Source organism: Clostridium celatum (genome assembly GCF_021412605.1).
Lineage (GTDB): Bacteria > Bacillota > Clostridia > Clostridiales > Clostridiaceae > Clostridium > Clostridium celatum.
Genome location: NZ_JAJKGM010000030.1, coordinates 1 through 18,126, shown reverse-complemented (window position 1 = coordinate 18,126; position 18,126 = coordinate 1). Strand labels below are relative to the sequence as shown.

Here is an 18,126-nt window from a genome sequence, read left to right as displayed (position 1 = left end):
ATTTTTATTATTTAAATTTATATATGACTTAATAATTATATATGCTACTTTTGTTTTTTTCTATATCTTTATTGTTTTTTCATCTTTTTACCTTATATTTTATCATAGGGTATTTAATTTTTTTCTTGATTATAATACTATATATAAATGTAGTAAATTTAATACTAATGATTATTTTACGGAGGTTTTTCATGATTAAACTAAAAAATATATTTATTATGTTCTCTTTATTGGTTATTACCACTTTTATTGGTTGTAATAAATCTACTTCTACTACAGAGCCACTTTCGAGAACTGAACTTTTTATGGGAACTGTTATTAAAATTTCACTTTATGATAGCAATGACTCTAAAATTTTAGATAAAGCTTTTGATAGAATATCTGAAATTGAATCTTTAGTTAGCATAAATGCAACTGGAACAGAGCTAGATGAGGTGAATGCTTCTGCTGGTGTTAAACCTGTTAATGTTTCTTCAACTACATATGAAATAGTAAAAAAAGGACTAGAATACTCTAAACTTTCTAATGGTGATTTTGATATAACAATAGGTCCATTAGTTAAACTTTGGAGTATAGGATTAGAAGGTGCAAAAGTTCCTACCCTGGAAGAAATTAATACTACATTACCTCTTATAGATTACAATTTATTAGAGCTTAATTCTGAAAATCAAAGCATCTTTTTAAAGAAAAAAGGCATGGTTATTGATTTAGGATCTATTGCTAAGGGCTATGCTGCAGATGAAGTTGCTCGTATATTAACAGAAAACAATGTTAATAGTGCTATTATTGATTTAGGTGGAAATATATATGCACACGGTATAAAACCTTCGGGAGCTGATTGGAAAATTGGAATACAAAATCCTTTTAATAATAGAGGCGATATTGTAGGAGTCGTAAATATTAAAAATAAAACAGTAGTTACATCTGGGATATACGAAAGATTTATAGAGCAAGATGGAGTAAAGTATCATCATTTACTTAATCCTCACACTGGATATCCATTTGAAAATAACATTGCAGGTGTAAGTATAATAACTGATAAATCTATTGATGCTGATGCTCTTTCTACTACAGTATTTGCTAAAGGTATTGAAGACGGTTTAGCTTTTGTTGAAAGCCTGCCTAATGTTGATGCAATTTTTATAAGTAAGGATAATAAAATATATCTTTCTAGTGGTGCTAAAGATATATTTAATCTAACAAATGAAGATTTTACAATCGCAAATTAAAATTAAATAAAAAGTTAGATTTGCCTTTATATTTAAAATTTAAAAATTTAATATAAAACTAGGTATTCAGTAAATAAAGTTATTTCTTAATTTTAGATGCTAAAACTTAGAATTAATCAAAAAATAGTGTATAAATCTCAAATAAAATTATAGAAATATTGAGATATTATACACTATTTTTCTTATATAACTTAACATCTTTTCCATTTGCAAAGTACTGATTCTATGTAATCTAATATTATAAATAATATTAACCCTAAAAGACTTAATATTACTATGCCTGAATACATGTCTATATAGTTAATTCTTGTCCACGAATCTTGAATAAAGTATCCCACGCCTGCACTAGTTCCATATGCTTCTGCAAAAAATAAAATTGAAAAAGCTGTTCCTATAGATAACCTAATATTAGTTAATATTTCCGCTAATATTGCAGGAAATGTTACATGATAAAACAATTGTAACTTTGATGCTCCTAAACTTATTAATGGATTATAATTAACTTTATCCACATTAATTACAGCATCCCTTACAGATACTATAACTTGAAATACAGTTATTAAAACTATAATTGTTATTTTAGATCCATCACCTAATCCATATAGAGTCATTACAACTGGTAATAACGCTGTTTTAGGTATAGGATATACAAAATAAACTAATGGATTTAAAAGGCTATTAAGCTTTTTAAAATACCCCATTAATAAACCAATTATACTTCCTATAATAAATGATATTAGCAACCCTATTATGATTCTATATAAACTTGCTAGTATATGAATATAAAATCCTTCTTTAAATAATTTAGGTAAATGTAAATATATCTTATCTGGGGTTGGTAAAACTCTTGAATTCATAATTAATGCACAAATATACCATATAATATTAAAAATTATAAAGCCCTTAATAAAGCTCCACACTTTTTTTAAGTTATTCATTATCCCAGCCCCTTTTAATTAAACTTTTTATATGTGAAAATAAGTTTAAGTACTCTGGATGATTTCTATATTCTTTAATATTAAAAACAGGATTTTCTAAAATCTCAATAATTTTCCCTGGTGTATTAGACATTATTATTATCTTTTTTCCCATATATAAAGCTTCATCAATACTGTGAGTTACAAAAAAAGTATTTATCTTATTTTCATTCCATATATTCAAAAATAGCTCTTGTGCTTCTTCTTTTATTATTGCGTCTAAAGCTGAAAAAGCCTCATCCATTAGAAGCAAATCTGGTTTCATCAAAAAACTTCTTACAATTGAAACCCTTTGTTTTTGACCTCCGCTAAGTTCATTAGGATACCTTTTCTTTAAATCTACTATATTTAATCTTTTCATAATCATATCCATATTTTCAATAATAGATTTATCAACCTTTTCTTTCCTTATCTTAAAAGGTAAAATGCAATTTTCTTCAACTGTTTTCCATGGTAAAAGCCCAAAATTTTGAGGAATAAAACCTATTTTATGAATATGAGGGTTTAGTTTCTCTTTATTTAATAAAACCTCACCCTCATACGTATTTATTATTCCTGATAATACATTTAACAATGTAGATTTGCCGCAGCCTGACGGCCCTATTATTGCACATATATCATCACTATGTGCAATAAAGCTTATTGGCCCTAGTGCATGGGTTCCTTCTTTCTTAGACTTATAGAAAACAGATAAATTATTTACCTGTATCATAAGTTCCCTCCTATTATTATTTTATACCTACATCACTTATAACATCTTCAGCTTTAAGATCTGTTGTTATTATTCCTGTATTCTTCGACCAGTCTAATACTTTTTGAACATTTTCTGTTGCTGGTAAGTAGTTTGTTTTAAGTTCAGGTAAAATAATATTTCCTCTCATTTCCTCAGCATATCCAACTGTAGAGATTACTATATCTTCATATTCAGCTATATCATTATAATTCATAAATTCTATAGCCTTATTATATGCCTTATAAAAACCTTTTATAGCTTCTGGCTTACTATCTATTATATCTTGTAAAAATGCTGTAACAGATATCATTATATCTTTATTATATATCTTAGTTATTTCTATTCCACCATCTGCAACAGCTGTATCATTAAATGGTGCTGGTAATATAGCTGCATCTATTTGATTATTTTTAAGAGCTTCTAATCTTGCTGGCATTGCAGGTATTGCAACCTTCTCTATATCAGTAGATTCCATTCCATTTTCAGTAGCAATATAGTCAGCTAAATAATCAATCATCGTTCTTTCTGATATAGCAATTTTTTTACCTTTTAAATCATCAACCGAATTTATTCCTGAATCCTTTCCTGCTACTAAAGTCCAAAATCCATTAGTAGTTCCTGTAATTTTCATGTCAATTCCTGAATTTTGATATATAGATATAGCAACTTCATCACATAGTACTCCATCTAATTCTTCTGCTTGAAGTGCTGCATCTCTATCCTTAGCTGCCTTAAATATTTGAAGATCTAAATCAATTCCTTCTTCTTCAAAATATCCATTTTCTTGAGCAATTACTAATGGAACTGCATCTATAGATCCCATTACTCCAAGTCTTAATACTGTTTTCTCATTTGAAAGACTTTCTTGTCCTTTATCTTCCACAGTATTTTTATTTCCACATGCAACCATTGCACCTGTTAAAACTAACGTCATAGCTAATGTAATAATTTTTTTAAATTTCATTTGTTTTATCCTCCCAACGTTCAAATAAATTGTTATCTATATTAAGATAGTTTAATATTTTTCCTACTTGGAAATTTACTAAATCATCAATGCTTTCTGGATGATTATAAAATCCAGGCATTGCTGGAATTATTGTGGCACCCACTTTAGATAATCTATACATATTTTCTAAATGTATAGTATTTAAAGGTGTTTCTCTAGGTACTAAAATTAATTTTTTATTTTCCTTTAATGCAACGTCAGCTGCCCTGCTTAGTAAATTTCTAGATAATCCATAGCTAATTTCCGCCAAAGTTCCCATTGAACACGGAACAATTATTACTGCATCAAATCCATGTGATCCACTAGCAACACCAGCAAATAAATTATTATTATCTTCTAGCTTAATATTCTTATACTTTTCATTTAACTCTTTTACAAAGCTATCTATTTCTAAAGATAATTCATAGTTAAAAACTTGTTTTCCTTTATCAGTTGCGATAACACTTAACTTAAATCCTTTTTCAGCTAAAACTTCAATTAACCTTTTTCCATAAACACTGCCACTAGCCCCTGTAATTCCAACTACTATTTTTTTCATTTTTATTACTTCCTTTTATGTAGATTATTTCTCTAATTTTACTACCAGAGATTAAATTTTACATTATGTATAAAATTTAAAGATAATAGCGTAACTAAATTAAGCTATCTATTACACCAAATATTAAAAAAACAATACTTATAACTTGATTTACATTATAAGATGCTATTTTTACATTCTTTAAATTTTCTGGAGATACCAATTTATGTTGTATTACAAACAAAATAGCAATAATACCTAACCCGCAATAACATATAATACCTAATTGTGCTGCTAGTAAAGCAACTATTATTAAAAATACTAAAGCTAATGCATGAAATACTCTTGATATTAATAAAGCATTCTTAACTCCAAACCTTGCTGGAATGGAATGAATTCCATTCTTAGTATCGAAATCATAATCTTGGGCACCATAAATAATATCAAATCCAGCTACCCATAATGTGTTAGCTGCTCCCATAACAAGCGGAATTAATGATATTTCTCCAGTAACAGCAAGCCATGCTCCAACTGGTGCTGCAGCTGAAGTTATTCCTAAAACTAAATGACACATCCATGTAAATCTTTTAGTATATGAATATATTATTAATAAAAATAACGCTATAGGTGAAAGAATTAAGCATACCGTATTAAGCTTCCAAGCTGCAAATACCATAATAGCAAAGCATATAAAAACAAATACTAATATTTCTTTCTTTTTCATTAATCCCTGTGGTAATTGCCTTGTAGCTGTTCTTGGATTTCTAGCATCTATTTTAGCATCAATAACTCTATTTAAAGCATTTGCTCCTGTTCTTGCTCCCATAAAAGCAACAATAATCCAAAATATTACTTCAAAATTCAATCTACCATTTCCAGCTAATAACATTGATATTAATGCAAATGATAAAGAGAAAATAGTATGAGAGAACATAACTAAAGTTCCATAATCATTTACCTTTTTAAGCAATTTATTCAATTCCGTATTCCCTCCATCTCTTAGTTACCTTTTCTTTTATTTCATCACACATAACTATATCATCAGGCCATTCTCTCGTGTGCCCTTCATCGTACCATTTTTTAGTAGCATCTATACCTATACGATGTCCAAAGTTATTATCTTCTAAGTTAACTTCTGAAACAACCAAATCACGCTTAGCATCAATATTATTAAATACCTTCCATGCAGCTTTACTTACATCATTAGCATCTACATCTTCATCAACAATTATTAATAGTTTATTGTATTTCATATCCTCATGTGCCCATAATTCATTTATTATTTTTTTAGCATCATTAGGATTTTTCTTTTTAATAGATACTATTAATGCACCTTGTAATACATCCTTTATTGGATAGTTAAAACTAGCTATATTTTCATTATTTAATAAGTAATCATTTAAAGCTTTTGATTCTTTAAGCTTATAATTCCACTTTACTTCTTTTCTTTCTACCTCAAACTTTTTAGTTGCATCTACGCCTAAACGATAACCATAATGATCTTGTGCTGAAGCATGATCTAACGCATCTAATGGCCCTTCAGAAAATACTAAATCACGTGTCATATCTATGCTTTCAAAAACTTGTTTTGCAACAGCTTTAACATCATGGGGATTAATACTTTCATCTACTACTATTATCATCTTTGCATACATCATTTGTCCCATTCCCCATAAAGAATTCATTATCTTCTTGCCGTGACCTGGGAATCTTTTCTTAATAGAAACAATAACACAATTATGAAAAACTCCTTCAAATGGTAATGAATAATCAACTATTTCTGGATAAATCATCTTTAATAATGGTAAGAAAGCTCTCTCAGTTGCTATACTCATATAACAATCTTCCATAGGTGGTCTACCAACTATAGTTGTTGGATATACTGCATTTTTCTTATGTGTTATACATGTTACATGAAATACTGGATACATATCAGCTAAAGAATAATATCCTGTATGATCTCCAAATGGTCCTTCTAATCTTAATGGTTCATTTACATCTACATATCCTTCTAAAATAAACTCAGCATCTGCAGGAACATAAATATCATTAGTAATTGATTTAACCATTTTAACTGGCCATTTACGTAAATATCCTGCAAACATCATCTCATCTATCATCTTTGGCAATGGAGAAATAGCTGAAAAAGTAATTGCTGGATCACATCCAATAGCAACTGAAACCGGCATCTTACCACCTAATTTTCTATACTTATCATATATTTCACGTCCATCTTTATGCCAATGCCAATGCATTCCCGTAGTATTTTTATCATATATCTGCATACGATACATTCCTGTATTTTGAACACCAGTATCAGGATCCTTTGTCATAACTAATGGTAAAGTTATAAATTTTCCACCATCATCTGGCCAACATTTTAATACTGGTATAGTGGATAAATCTGGATCTAACTCAATAACTTCTTGACATGCTCCCTTTACAGGTAATTTCCACGGAAATACTGATAACAATCTAAATAGTCTTGGAACAGATTTTATAAGTCTAGGTATCTTAACATAATTTTGTATATTAATAAGCTCTGATATATCTTCTTGAAGATCATCTAATTTTTCTACTCCAAGTGCCATGCTCATACGCTCATAGCTTCCCATAGCATTTATTAATACTGGATATTTTGATCCCTTAACATTTTCAAATAATAAAGCTGGTCCAACTTTTTTTGATATCCTATCCGTTATTTCAGTTATTTCTAAGTCAGCATCTACTTCTGCTGTTATCCTTTTTAATTGACCTTTATCTTCTATCTTTTTCATAAAAGCTTGTATATCTTTAAAAGCCATAACTCCTCCTAAATTTATTATAAAAGAAAATCTTTTTTTATTTTTTATGTATTAATATTAAAATTATAATTTTAATATTAACTTAATTTTTATTATGATATTATATATTTTTTTAGTATCTAATATTATAATTATCTTAATTAAAATACTAAGGAGATTTATATGATAAATTTATCAACTATATATAATAATCACACAATTAATTGTATTGCTTTAAAAATCGGTAAAGATTTTAATATTAGTATCTATGGTGGTGATATTCCACATATTGGTGCAGTAGCCTTAGGTATTCCAGTAGTTTTACCTCATAATATTAATAAAGTTACTTCAACAGCATCTTTGTTGACAGTACCTGGTCATAAAGAAGATAACATAGCCCTAAACTCTGCAAAACTTCTTTCTAAAAAGTTAAATACCACTGTTACAGTATGTTGTGGAATACATATAAAAAATATAACACCTCTAGATATAACAAATCTTACTATAACTGTTGATGAACTTATTAATGATTTAATATATAAATTATGTAACTAATATCATAAATTTATTTTTAAAATTAATTTACTGTTTACAACATTATTAAAGGAAGGAATTAATTTGTTCTAATAATATATTTTACAAATATTAATTCCTTACTTCTTTCTATATAATAATTTTCTTTATAATAAATTCTAATTAATCTATAACTTCAGTACTTACTTCTTCAAGTACATCTTTCAAATTATCTAATAGCTCATTTATATTTTCTTCTGTTATAATTAAAGGTGGTTGAAATGCTAAAACATTTCTATTTATTCCATTCTTTCCAACTATAAATCCTCTATCTTTTAGCTTTTCTAAAATTATATCTGTAATTTCAGTAGCAGGTTGTCCATCTTCTAATTGCAATTCTGCCCCTAACATTAGCCCTAATCCTCTTATATCTTTAATAATTGAGAATTTAGTTTGTAATTTTTCTAAACCACTTTTTAATATATCACCTAATATAGATGCCTTATTACATAAATCATTTTTTTCTATATAATCTAACACTGCCATAGCAGTAGCAGATGACACTGGATTTCCACCAAGCGTTGAAGCTGATGGTTTTACAAAACTCTTAGCTACTTCTTCATTAGCACAAAAAGCTGATATCGGCATTCCATTTCCTAAGGCCTTTGCTACTGTCATAATATCTGGAACTACTCCGTAATTTTCTATAGCAAACATCTTACCTGTTCTGGCAAAACCTGTTTGAACTTCATCAATTATTAATAATATCTCATTGCGCTCTAATAATGCTTTTAATTCTTTAAAATACCATAAAGGTGGAGTTATTATTCCTCCATTTCCTTGAATAGGCTCAGCAATTAATGCAGCAATATTTTCTGCTCCTCTTGAATTTATTATTTCTTCTATACTCTTAAGTGATTCCTTTGCTGCCTCTTCTATACTTTTACTTGAACTATATGTATTTTTAGCAAAATGTATTTTAGGTGATAAATCTGGGTCAGCTCTCCACATCGGTATAGCTGTTGCACTCATAGTTAAATAAGTTCTTCCATGTAAGCCATTCTCTAATGCTATAAATTCATTTTTTCCTGTATGTAACCTAGCTAGTAACATAGCTCCTTCATTTGCTTCTGATCCTGTACAACAGAAAAATAAGCGTTTTAAATCTCCTGGTAATATATTAGATAATCTTTCTGCTAAATTTACCATTTGTTCAGTTAAATATATTATTGTAGTATGTTGAAGAGTTTGCATTTGCTTAATTGTTACATCTAAAATCTCCTGATTACAATGTCCACAATTCATTACAGATACACCTGCAAAAAAATCTACATATTTTTTTCCGGTATTATCATATAAATATTGCATATCACCTTTAACTATTTCAGGTGGATTTTTATAAAAATGATTTCCCCATGATGAGGGAAACAAATACTCTTTTTTCTTTTCTATTATTTTATCTGCACCTATCATAAATACTTACTCCTTAGTTAAATTGCATTGCTCCTAAAGTAAACCCTAAGCAATCATATTCTAATTCTTTAAATATTTTATTACATTGTTCTAAATTGCTAATTGCCTTTTTATATGAAGATATTACAGTTTTTAATGTATGATTATCATAATGGCAACCTTCAATTCTAAAAGCTTTAGCACCTAAATTAGCTAACTCTTTTAAAATTGGCATATAACATAATTCTTTAGATAATAACATATGATTTTTCCCAGTATTATCTCTATAAACTGGATGCTCATTTCCCTTATCATCTATTAATAATAAAACTTTCTTATCATTAAACTTTCTATCAACCACTCCACTTGGATTAATAACATTTGTATTTTCGTATAAATCATGACTCATATACATTACTACCGGTGAACCATTTACTATAATTTCTAAATCTAACTCTGAGTTTAATAAGCTATCTTTGGTGTTATTAACTGGAGATTCACATGATAATGTAGCCATTTCTAGCCCTAAATTTTTATAAAAATTAGCAGATAAAGCATTATAAATATTTAGTGAATAATCTCCTACAAGTTCTAACCCTAAGTCTTTAAACTTACTTATTGCACCTAAATTAGTAACTAATAAACCATCTATTCCTAAATCATTATTCCTTAATAAATGATTGTATTTTGAAAAATCATCTTCAAACATCATTCTTGGTAAACCTAGATATATTTTTGAATTCTTTTTAGATTTTGTAATATTAATTATCTCTTCTTTAGTAAATGGAGCGTCAGGCTCAAACACTTCTCCTGAAAGATATATTTTATCTACACCTTCATTAATTGCTAACATAGCTGCTTCATAATTATTTACCTTAACTGTTAATTCTGGCTTATTTATCTTTCCTTCATCTAAGCTTAAAATATCCTTTATTTCCGAAACTCTTTCTTCTTTAATATCAAATTCATCTACTGGATTACTAAACACTTTTCCTGTACTGTAAAACTTTCCAGTTCCTTCATAACGTTCATTTATATTAGACAGCCCCGGATTACCAAAAGCATAAGCTGTTGAAAAGTCTCTTTTTCTATTTTCAAATAATTCTTTAGCATGCTTTTTTCTATTATAAGAAATCGGATCATCTATATATCTATCAATGGCATCGCTATAATAGTTAATTAAATCTACCAAGTAAGATGCATCTCTCATTCTTCCTTCAATCTTAAAAGATACAACTCCAGCTTCTATAAGTTCTGGAATATGCTCGTACATATACATATCTTTAACTGCCATAGGGAAAGTGGTATCATACTGTTGACCCTCTTTGTTAATTTTATATCCCCAACGACATGGTTTCATGCATAATCCTCTATTGCCACTTTTACCAAATAAGATTCCACTATAAAGACATTGAGCTCCATGAGCTACACACATATCTCCATGAACAAAATACTCAAACTCCATATTTGTTCTTACCGAAAACTGCTTTATAGTTTTTAAATCTATATCTCTAGAAGTTACTACTCTTGTAACTCCTAATTCTTCTAAAGCTTTTATAGTTTCAAAGTTATGTACATTCATCATTACTGATGAGTGAATGTTTAAATTTAATCCTAAAGTTCTAATTAAATCAATTACACTCATATCTTGTACTATTAAAGCATCTGGACCTAGTTTTTCTAAATATCTAAGATAATCCTCTGCTTGAGTTAAATCATATGAGCTTAAAAGATTATTTACTGTTATGTATATTTTCTTTTTTAAAGAATGAGCTATTTTTATCGCTTCTTCTAATTCTTCATTAGTAAAATTAAAATCTTTTCTATGCATACGCATATTAAAAATCTTTCCACCTAAATAAACAGCATCTGCTCCACTATGTATTACTTCTTTAAAAATTTCAAAATTTCCAACTGGAGCTAGTAATTCAACCGCTTGATTATTAAAATACCTACTCATATATTTTTCCCTCCTTACTTGTTAGAATATCGTACTCTCAATAAATATAAGAGATTTACTCTATTCTTTTTCTAATTAATATGCTCTATCTAATAACATCTTAGCTATATCTAATAATATCTCTCTATATTCATTTTCTGGTAATGATTTGATTTGTTTGTAAGCCTTATTAGTATATTTATGAGCAATACTTCTAGCTTTCTCTACGCCATCATATTTATTAATTAAACTAATAATCTCAGTTATATCTTCATTACTATATTCATCTTTTTGTAATAATTCAACTAAATCCTTTGGTTTATTTTCAAGAGCTAGTATTAATGGTAATGTGTAAATTCCTTGCTTTAAATCATTAGCTGAATTTTTTCCTATCCCTTCATCACTTCCAGTATAATCTAGTACATCATCTATTACTTGGAAAGCCATTCCTAAGTTATGTCCTATTTCCCAGAATAATCTGGCCATTTTTTTACTACATCCACTTTCTGATGCTCCTATATAAAGACTTAAAGAAAATAATTCAGCAGTCTTTCCTGATATTCTCTTTAAATATTTTTTAACTGAAACATTTTTATCAAATCTAGAATTTAGTTGATCTATTTCACTCATACAAATTCTAGACATAGACATTGTATCTACTTTAACAGTACTTTTTGATGCTATTTGGGCAAGTATTTTAAAACATATGCAAAATAAATAATCTCCTATATATACTGCATAATTCTTTCCATACTTTGATTGAACTGTTTCTTTTCCTCTTCTTAATGTAGCTTCATCAATTATATCATCATGAACTAATGTAGCCATATGGAACATTTCAACCACTGCTCCTAAAGCCCTTGCTTTTTCCTTATCATAGTTTCCAAATTTAGATGATAATATCACGAAAGAAGGTCTAAGCATTTTACCTCCTGAATGAAGTAATTCTATTATAGATCCTTCCACAATTTTATCTCTACATTTTGCATTCTTTTCTATTATATTTACTACACCTTGTATCTCTTTATCTATCTCAGGGTATTTATTCCAAAAGTTCTTCATTTTTACCCTCCTTATTTTCACTCTTTTTCGCTATTATCTTCTGTTTACTTAGTTTTTTAATATATTATATACATAATATTCTATTTTATCCTTAACAATATTTTTGCCAGGTTCCATAAGAAACCTGGCTAAAATATTAATTATAGTATTTATTATGCTTCTGTAACACCGTGTACTTCATATATTGGAGTTCTCTTTCCAATCCAGAACTCTTTAACAACCCTATGTATCCATGGAATTACATAGTAATCTAATCCAAATGTTCTACCTGCACCACTCATTAAAGCAATTGATCCAAAGAAATACCATAAAATATCCCATCCAGCCATTGCTGATAATACAAAGTTACAAACCATAAATGCTGATGCAGCACTTGCTAAGAATGTAAATAAACCAACTATTAAAGCTAGTCCCATTCCAATTTCCATTATAACAACCATTGTTTGGAATAATGTTGCCATTTCTGGAGTTGGTATCATTATTTGCATTATTGCTTCGTAGAATTTAGGCATTTTTGAAAGGATCGGAGTTGCATATTCAGCAGCACCTTCTACAGCTTCTGATGCCCCAGCTGTTGCATCTTGTAACCAGCTAAATGGCATATTGATATTACCAGTTTTTAACCAGCTATCTGAACCTATAGCAAGCTTAACTTTATCAAATTCAAAATTAGTTATAGCATGTAAGTTTGATTCATATAACTTTTCACCAAATAACTTCTTAAGCCCTTCTATTAACCATAAGCATCCTATAAATACTCTTAAAGGAACTAACCATAGTCTATTTCCTTTAGAAGATAAGTGTCCCCTCATTATAGATCTTCTATCTTTCATTCCAAAGAATTCATGTTGTAAATAACAATAAACAGCATTTACATCATTAACACCAAATAAGTAATACATATTTACTAAATGCTTCATAACCATTGCAATAAATCCTGAAAGTTTAACTCCCATTAAGTTTGCAACACCATATCTACCACCAATTGAAACCATGAATCCATGATAGTTAGACTTAAATGAAGTCTTCTTATCTGAATTATCAATAGATGCAATTATATTTTTAACAGCTGTAACAGCAGTTTGTTCTGCAGCTTCAACTATTTGTGGATTTGGTCTTCCAGCTTCTTCTTCAAAATAAGCTATATCTCCAACAACATAAACGCCTTCCTTACCTACAGCTTCCATATATTCATTAGCTTCAAGTCTTCCAGCTCTTACAGTTTTTAATCCATATTCTTTTGCTTCTTGATTAGCTTGTACACCACAAGTCCAAATTAAAGTTTGAGTAGCTATTTCTTCTCCACTCTTAAGCTTTATGCTATTTGCTGTTACTTCAACTATTGGAGAATCTTTTAATATTTCAACACCATGCTTAGCCATGTATTTTTCTGCTTTATCAGCTTGCTTTCTATCTAACATGTTTAATATAGTAGACATAGCTTCAACTACTAATAATCTTACTTCACTTTCATCTACTCTATAATCATGTGCTAATTTAGTTTTCCACTCTAGTAATTCACCAGCCATTTCAATACCAGTAAATCCTGAACCTGCAACAACAAAAGTAAGCATTTCTTTTCTCTTTGATTCATTGCTTTCATATGAAGCTGCTTTAAATCTATCTTGTATGTGCTTTCTTATCTTTAAAGCATCATCAAGAGACCATAAAGTAAATCCATTTTCCTTAACACCTGGTACACCAAAGAATGCTGGTTCACTACCAGTACCTACAATTAAGTAATCGTAATCAAATTCACCCTTTGTAGTTTTAACTAATTTGCTATCAGTATCTACATTTTCAATGTAATCCACTACAACATTAACTTTAGTTCTGTGGAATATCTTGCTTAATTCAATTTTAACTGATTCCTCTGGAACTCTCCCCCCAGCAACTTCATGTAACTCTGTCATTAATGTGTGGAATGGATTCTTATCTATTAAAGTAATTTCAACTTCATTATTTTTCTTGTACTTTTTTGCTAACTTTTTAGCAGCATGTACACCGGCATATCCAGCACCTAAAATAACTATTTTTTTAGACATTTTTTCTCACCTTTCTTTATTCAATTTTAAACATTTTAAAATTTATATAATAATTTACTAAATATATGATATATTCATTTTAAAAATATGTCTATACCTCAATTTGGAAATTATATCTATAAAGTGAAAAACTATACTCTTTCTTTATATACATATTTATTTAAAAATTTCTTTAATTCTCTCTTATCCTTGTGATACTGTAATTTCTCAACGACCTCTATGTTATTTTTTTAACACTAGCTATTAATTTTACTTATATTGTATTAATATAAAATATATAAAATTCGTATATTTTTTTCTCAAAGCCTATATTTTATGTAAATTTTATTTTTCATTTCACATAAACTGTATTTTTAATACGTTATTTTTTTAATTTATTTTCTTATAGATAAGGTTTACTTATATATCAATTGTTATTGTAAAAAAGATAATCTATCTAACTATCTTTAATCAAATATCTAGTGAAAATGGAAAAATATATTTTCTATTTAATATTATTCGAAATAATAATTAGAGGATATATATGAAAAATAGAACTACAAAAAGAGAGCTTATTCAAGATTCTAAATTTAAAACTCCTGAACAAACCCTAAAATAAATATTTATAATTCATCTCTAACACTTACTTATTATTATAGTGTATGTTTTTCAGATCATATGGGGTACTTTGATATACGCAGTAATTAATCCAATTTCCAAAAACTACACTTGCACTTCCTCTCCAGTTGACTATTGGCTCCTTATTTGGGTCATCATCTGGAAAGTAATTTTTAGGAACATCTATTTTCATTCCCTTATCTATATCCCTAAAGTATTCTTCTGCTAAAGTATTTCTTTCATACTCTAAATGTCCAGTTATAAAAACTTGTCTATAATCTTTATTTGCAACAATAAATATACCTGCTTCATCAGATTCTGATAGTATATCTAATTCCTTTACTTTTTCAATGTCGTTTCTTTTAACTTCTGTATGTCTTGAATGTGGTGCGTAAAATATATCATCTAGGCCTCTCATAAGTTCTGCATTTTTTTTATTTACAACATGCTTAAATATACCAAACATTTTAGATTCTAACCTATACTTAGGTACTCCATAATGATATCTTAGTCCTGCTTGTGCCCCCCAACATATATGTAGAGTAGAAAATACATTTTCCTTACTCCACTCCATTATTTCTTTTAATTCTTCCCAATAAATCACATCATTAAATTCTAATTGTTCAACTGGAGCCCCTGTTATTACAAATCCGTCAAACTTTTCATTTTTTATATCATCAAAATAACTATAGAATCTTTCCATATGCTCTGCTGGTGTATGTTTTCCTCTATAACTTTCTGTTTCTATTAACGTAATTTCAACTTGAAGTGGTGTATTTGATAAATATCTAAGCAACTGATTCTCTGTTTGAATCTTTTTAGGCATTAGGTTCAATATTGCAATTTTTAGAGGTCTAATATCTTGTCCTCCTGCTCTTTCATCATTCATTACAAAAATATTTTCATTTGATAAAACATTAAAAGCTGGTAATTCTCTTGGAATTTTTATTGGCATATTTTCCCCTCCTTATACGATATATTAAAACATATTTTTCATCTTTTTAGAATATCTATTACCATAAAATACTAATCTTTGTAGATTTTTTAATTCCCAAAAAATTTCCTTTGACACTTAAAATAAATCACCATATAATGATAAAAATAACCTTCGTATAAGCTTGGAAATATGGTCCAAGCGTCTCTACAATATCACCGTAAATGATATAACTATGAAGTAAAAAAATCCACGAAGGTTAATAATATTATTTTGAAAAGGTGGATTATACATGGAAAAAGACATACTAATAGCCAATATAAAGGCATCTAATAAAGTAATTCCTTGTGATTTAGTTATAAAAAACATTTCTGTAGTTGATGTATTTCAATGCGACACATTTATTTGTGATGTTGCTGTAAAAAATGGATACATCGTCGGTCTTGGTGAATATTCTGGTAAAATAGAAATTGATGGTACTAATAAATTTATTTGCCCTGGACTTATTGATTCTCACGCTCATATAGAATCCTCTATGCTTACTCCTAATGAGTATTACAAAGCTGCATTAATGCATGGTGTAACATCATTAATTGCAGATCCGCACGAAATAGCAAATGTACTCGGTGTATCTGGAATCAAATTTATGATTGATTCCTCTAAAAATATTCCATTTGATTTTTACTTTATGCTTCCTTCCTGCGTACCAGCTACAAGTTTTGAGAATTCTGGCGCAGTATTAAACAGTAACGATTTAAAACCACTTTACTCTGATTCTAATGTTATAGGTCTAGCTGAAGTTATGGATTATCCGGCAGTTGCTAATTGTAACGAAGATATGATAGACAAGCTTTTTGATGCTATATCAAACAATTACACTATAGATGGACATGGTGCTGGCTTAAATACTCATGCAATTAATGTATATACAACTGCTAATATTAAGACCGATCATGAATGTTGTACTACAGATGAATTAATAGAAAAGGTTCGTCGTGGTATGTATGTTTTAATTAGAGAAGGTACCGTTGCTAAAAACTTAAATATATTAAGCAAAGCTACCTCTATATTTAATAGTAGGAGACTTTGCCTTTGTACTGATGACAAGCATATTGATGATTTATTTGAAGAAGGCAGTATAGACCATTCTATAAGAATGTTAATTAACAATGGAATCAAACCTGAAATTGCTATACAAATGGCAACATTAAATTCAGCTGAGTGTTATAAGCTTAAAAATAAAGGTGCCATTGCTCCTTCATATATTGCAGATTTTATTATTTTAGATGATTTAAATACCTTTAAGATTAATTCTGTTTATAAAAATGGTAATTTAGTATCATCCTCAAATAAATTAATAAATATTCCTTCTGACAACAACATAGATGCTACTTTCCATTCATCTTTTAATATTCCTACACTTACAAATGATAGCTTTAAAATAGATATTAAAGATAAGAAAGTATTAAATGTTATAGAACTTATTCCAAATAAACTTGAAAGTATTCACTTAAAGGTTAATATCAATGAACTAAATATTAAAAATGAATTTACCAGCTTAAATGATGATAGGGATCTTTTAAAAATTTCAGTTATAGAAAGACATAAAGGAACTAATAATATTGGTCTTGGAATATTGAAAGGACTAGCTTTAAAATCTGGTGCAATTGCAACTACAATTACTCATGACTCTCATAACTTAATTGTTTGTGGAACTAATGATGAAGATATGGTATTTGCAGCAAACGAACTTAAAAATTTAAATGGTGGCATAATTGTGGTAAAGGATAAAAAAGTAGTATCTCATATAACTCTTGAAATTGCGGGATTAATTACTTCTAAAAAATCAGATGAAGTTATTGAAAATTTATCAAAGCTTAATAAAGCAGTATCCTTAGTTGCCCCAAATATTACTTTTAATCCATTTTTAACATTATCATTTTTAGCATTACCTGTTATACCTGATATAAAAATTACAGATAAAGGATTATTTGATGTAAAGAACTTTAAGTTCATAGATGTTTGTGAATAATAATTTTCTAACTATTCTATAGTATTCCTATTAAATAATCTTAAATTTTATTTTATATCTAATAAATTTGGAAGGAAAATATTTGATTATATTTATACTAAGTTTCCAAAATTTCAAAAGAAACTTAATAAAACTATTACTATGTCAGAATATTATTTTCTTCCTATTTACACATTGAAATTTAATTGTAATCTTATATAAATAAAAGGATGTCTTAAGACATCCTTTTATTTATCAGTTTGTTGAAAAACCCCCTGTTTAAAAACAGAGGGTTTTTCTATTATTAGTTGTGGATAAAATTTAATAT

General features: G+C 28.3%; 14 protein-coding genes and 1 riboswitch. Of the genes, 3 read left to right on the top strand and 11 right to left on the bottom strand.

The genetic code is table 11. The features are described 5' to 3' along the window. Positions 1-191: 191 nt before the first annotated feature. Positions 192-1,229 (top strand): FAD:protein FMN transferase, encoded by a 1,038-nt coding sequence (locus tag LPC13_RS12050; RefSeq protein WP_005215499.1) that lies wholly within the window; start codon positions 192-194, stop codon positions 1,227-1,229. Positions 1,230-1,420: 191 nt separating this feature from the next. Here LPC13_RS12050 and LPC13_RS12045 read toward each other — a convergent pair whose 3' ends face one another. From LPC13_RS12045 to LPC13_RS12020, 6 genes are all read right to left on the bottom strand, one after another. After that, positions 1,421-2,167 carry an ABC transporter permease gene (locus LPC13_RS12045; RefSeq protein ID WP_005215501.1) on the bottom strand — a complete coding sequence of 249 codons (747 nt, stop codon included), beginning with the start codon at positions 2,165-2,167 and terminating at the stop codon, positions 1,421-1,423. Further along, the gene (locus LPC13_RS12040) at positions 2,160-2,918 is read right to left on the bottom strand and encodes an ABC transporter ATP-binding protein (protein ID WP_005215503.1); all 759 of its coding nucleotides are present in this window, start codon (positions 2,916-2,918) and stop codon (positions 2,160-2,162) included. The genes LPC13_RS12045 and LPC13_RS12040 overlap by 8 nt, the downstream gene beginning before the upstream one ends. Before the next feature lie 16 nt (positions 2,919-2,934). Then, positions 2,935-3,903 carry an ABC transporter substrate-binding protein gene (locus LPC13_RS12035; protein WP_005215505.1) on the bottom strand — a complete coding sequence of 323 codons (969 nt, stop codon included), beginning with the start codon at positions 3,901-3,903 and terminating at the stop codon, positions 2,935-2,937. After that, positions 3,893-4,483, bottom strand: a complete 591-nt coding sequence (locus LPC13_RS12030; protein ID WP_005215508.1) for a UbiX family flavin prenyltransferase — start codon at positions 4,481-4,483, stop codon at positions 3,893-3,895. Before LPC13_RS12030 ends, LPC13_RS12035 begins: the two co-directional genes overlap by 11 nt. 94 nt (positions 4,484-4,577) lie before the next feature. Beyond that, a complete protein-coding gene (locus LPC13_RS12025; RefSeq protein ID WP_005215509.1) occupies positions 4,578-5,441 on the bottom strand; it encodes a UbiA-like polyprenyltransferase in 864 nt (287 codons plus the stop codon). After that, positions 5,434-7,266, bottom strand: a complete 1,833-nt coding sequence (locus LPC13_RS12020; protein WP_005215511.1) for a menaquinone biosynthesis decarboxylase — start codon at positions 7,264-7,266, stop codon at positions 5,434-5,436. Before LPC13_RS12020 ends, LPC13_RS12025 begins: the two co-directional genes overlap by 8 nt. A gap of 162 nt (positions 7,267-7,428) precedes the next feature. On the opposite strand from LPC13_RS12020, the gene lpdD reads away from it, so the two are divergent. Beyond that, positions 7,429-7,800: a prenylated flavin chaperone LpdD gene (gene lpdD, locus LPC13_RS12015; RefSeq protein ID WP_005215512.1), complete on the top strand. Its 372-nt coding sequence runs from the start codon at positions 7,429-7,431 to the stop codon at positions 7,798-7,800. Positions 7,801-7,941: 141 nt separating this feature from the next. Here lpdD and LPC13_RS12010 read toward each other — a convergent pair whose 3' ends face one another. The 5 genes from LPC13_RS12010 to metA form a co-directional block, all read right to left on the bottom strand. Next, the gene (locus tag LPC13_RS12010) at positions 7,942-9,231 is read right to left on the bottom strand and encodes an aspartate aminotransferase family protein (RefSeq protein ID WP_005215515.1); all 1,290 of its coding nucleotides are present in this window, start codon (positions 9,229-9,231) and stop codon (positions 7,942-7,944) included. A 13-nt stretch (positions 9,232-9,244) separates the two neighbouring features. Next, the gene (locus LPC13_RS12005) at positions 9,245-11,170 is read right to left on the bottom strand and encodes a peptidase U32 family protein (protein ID WP_005215518.1); all 1,926 of its coding nucleotides are present in this window, start codon (positions 11,168-11,170) and stop codon (positions 9,245-9,247) included. Positions 11,171-11,245: 75 nt separating this feature from the next. After that, positions 11,246-12,211: a polyprenyl synthetase family protein gene (locus LPC13_RS12000; protein WP_005215520.1), complete on the bottom strand. Its 966-nt coding sequence runs from the start codon at positions 12,209-12,211 to the stop codon at positions 11,246-11,248. Between the two features lie 152 nt (positions 12,212-12,363). Next, entirely contained in the window at positions 12,364-14,256 is a 1,893-nt protein-coding gene (locus LPC13_RS11995) for an FAD-dependent oxidoreductase (protein ID WP_005215521.1), read from the bottom strand. A 622-nt stretch (positions 14,257-14,878) separates the two neighbouring features. After that, positions 14,879-15,808, bottom strand: coding sequence for a homoserine O-acetyltransferase MetA (metA, locus tag LPC13_RS11990; protein ID WP_234088828.1), 930 nt, complete (start codon positions 15,806-15,808; stop codon positions 14,879-14,881). A gap of 133 nt (positions 15,809-15,941) precedes the next feature. Next, positions 15,942-16,043, top strand: a riboswitch (purine riboswitch). A 36-nt stretch (positions 16,044-16,079) separates the two neighbouring features. Between metA and ade the strand changes: the two genes are divergently transcribed. Then, positions 16,080-17,819, top strand: a complete 1,740-nt coding sequence (ade, locus tag LPC13_RS11985) for an adenine deaminase (protein WP_005215524.1) — start codon at positions 16,080-16,082, stop codon at positions 17,817-17,819. The last annotated feature ends 307 nt before the right edge of the window (positions 17,820-18,126 follow it).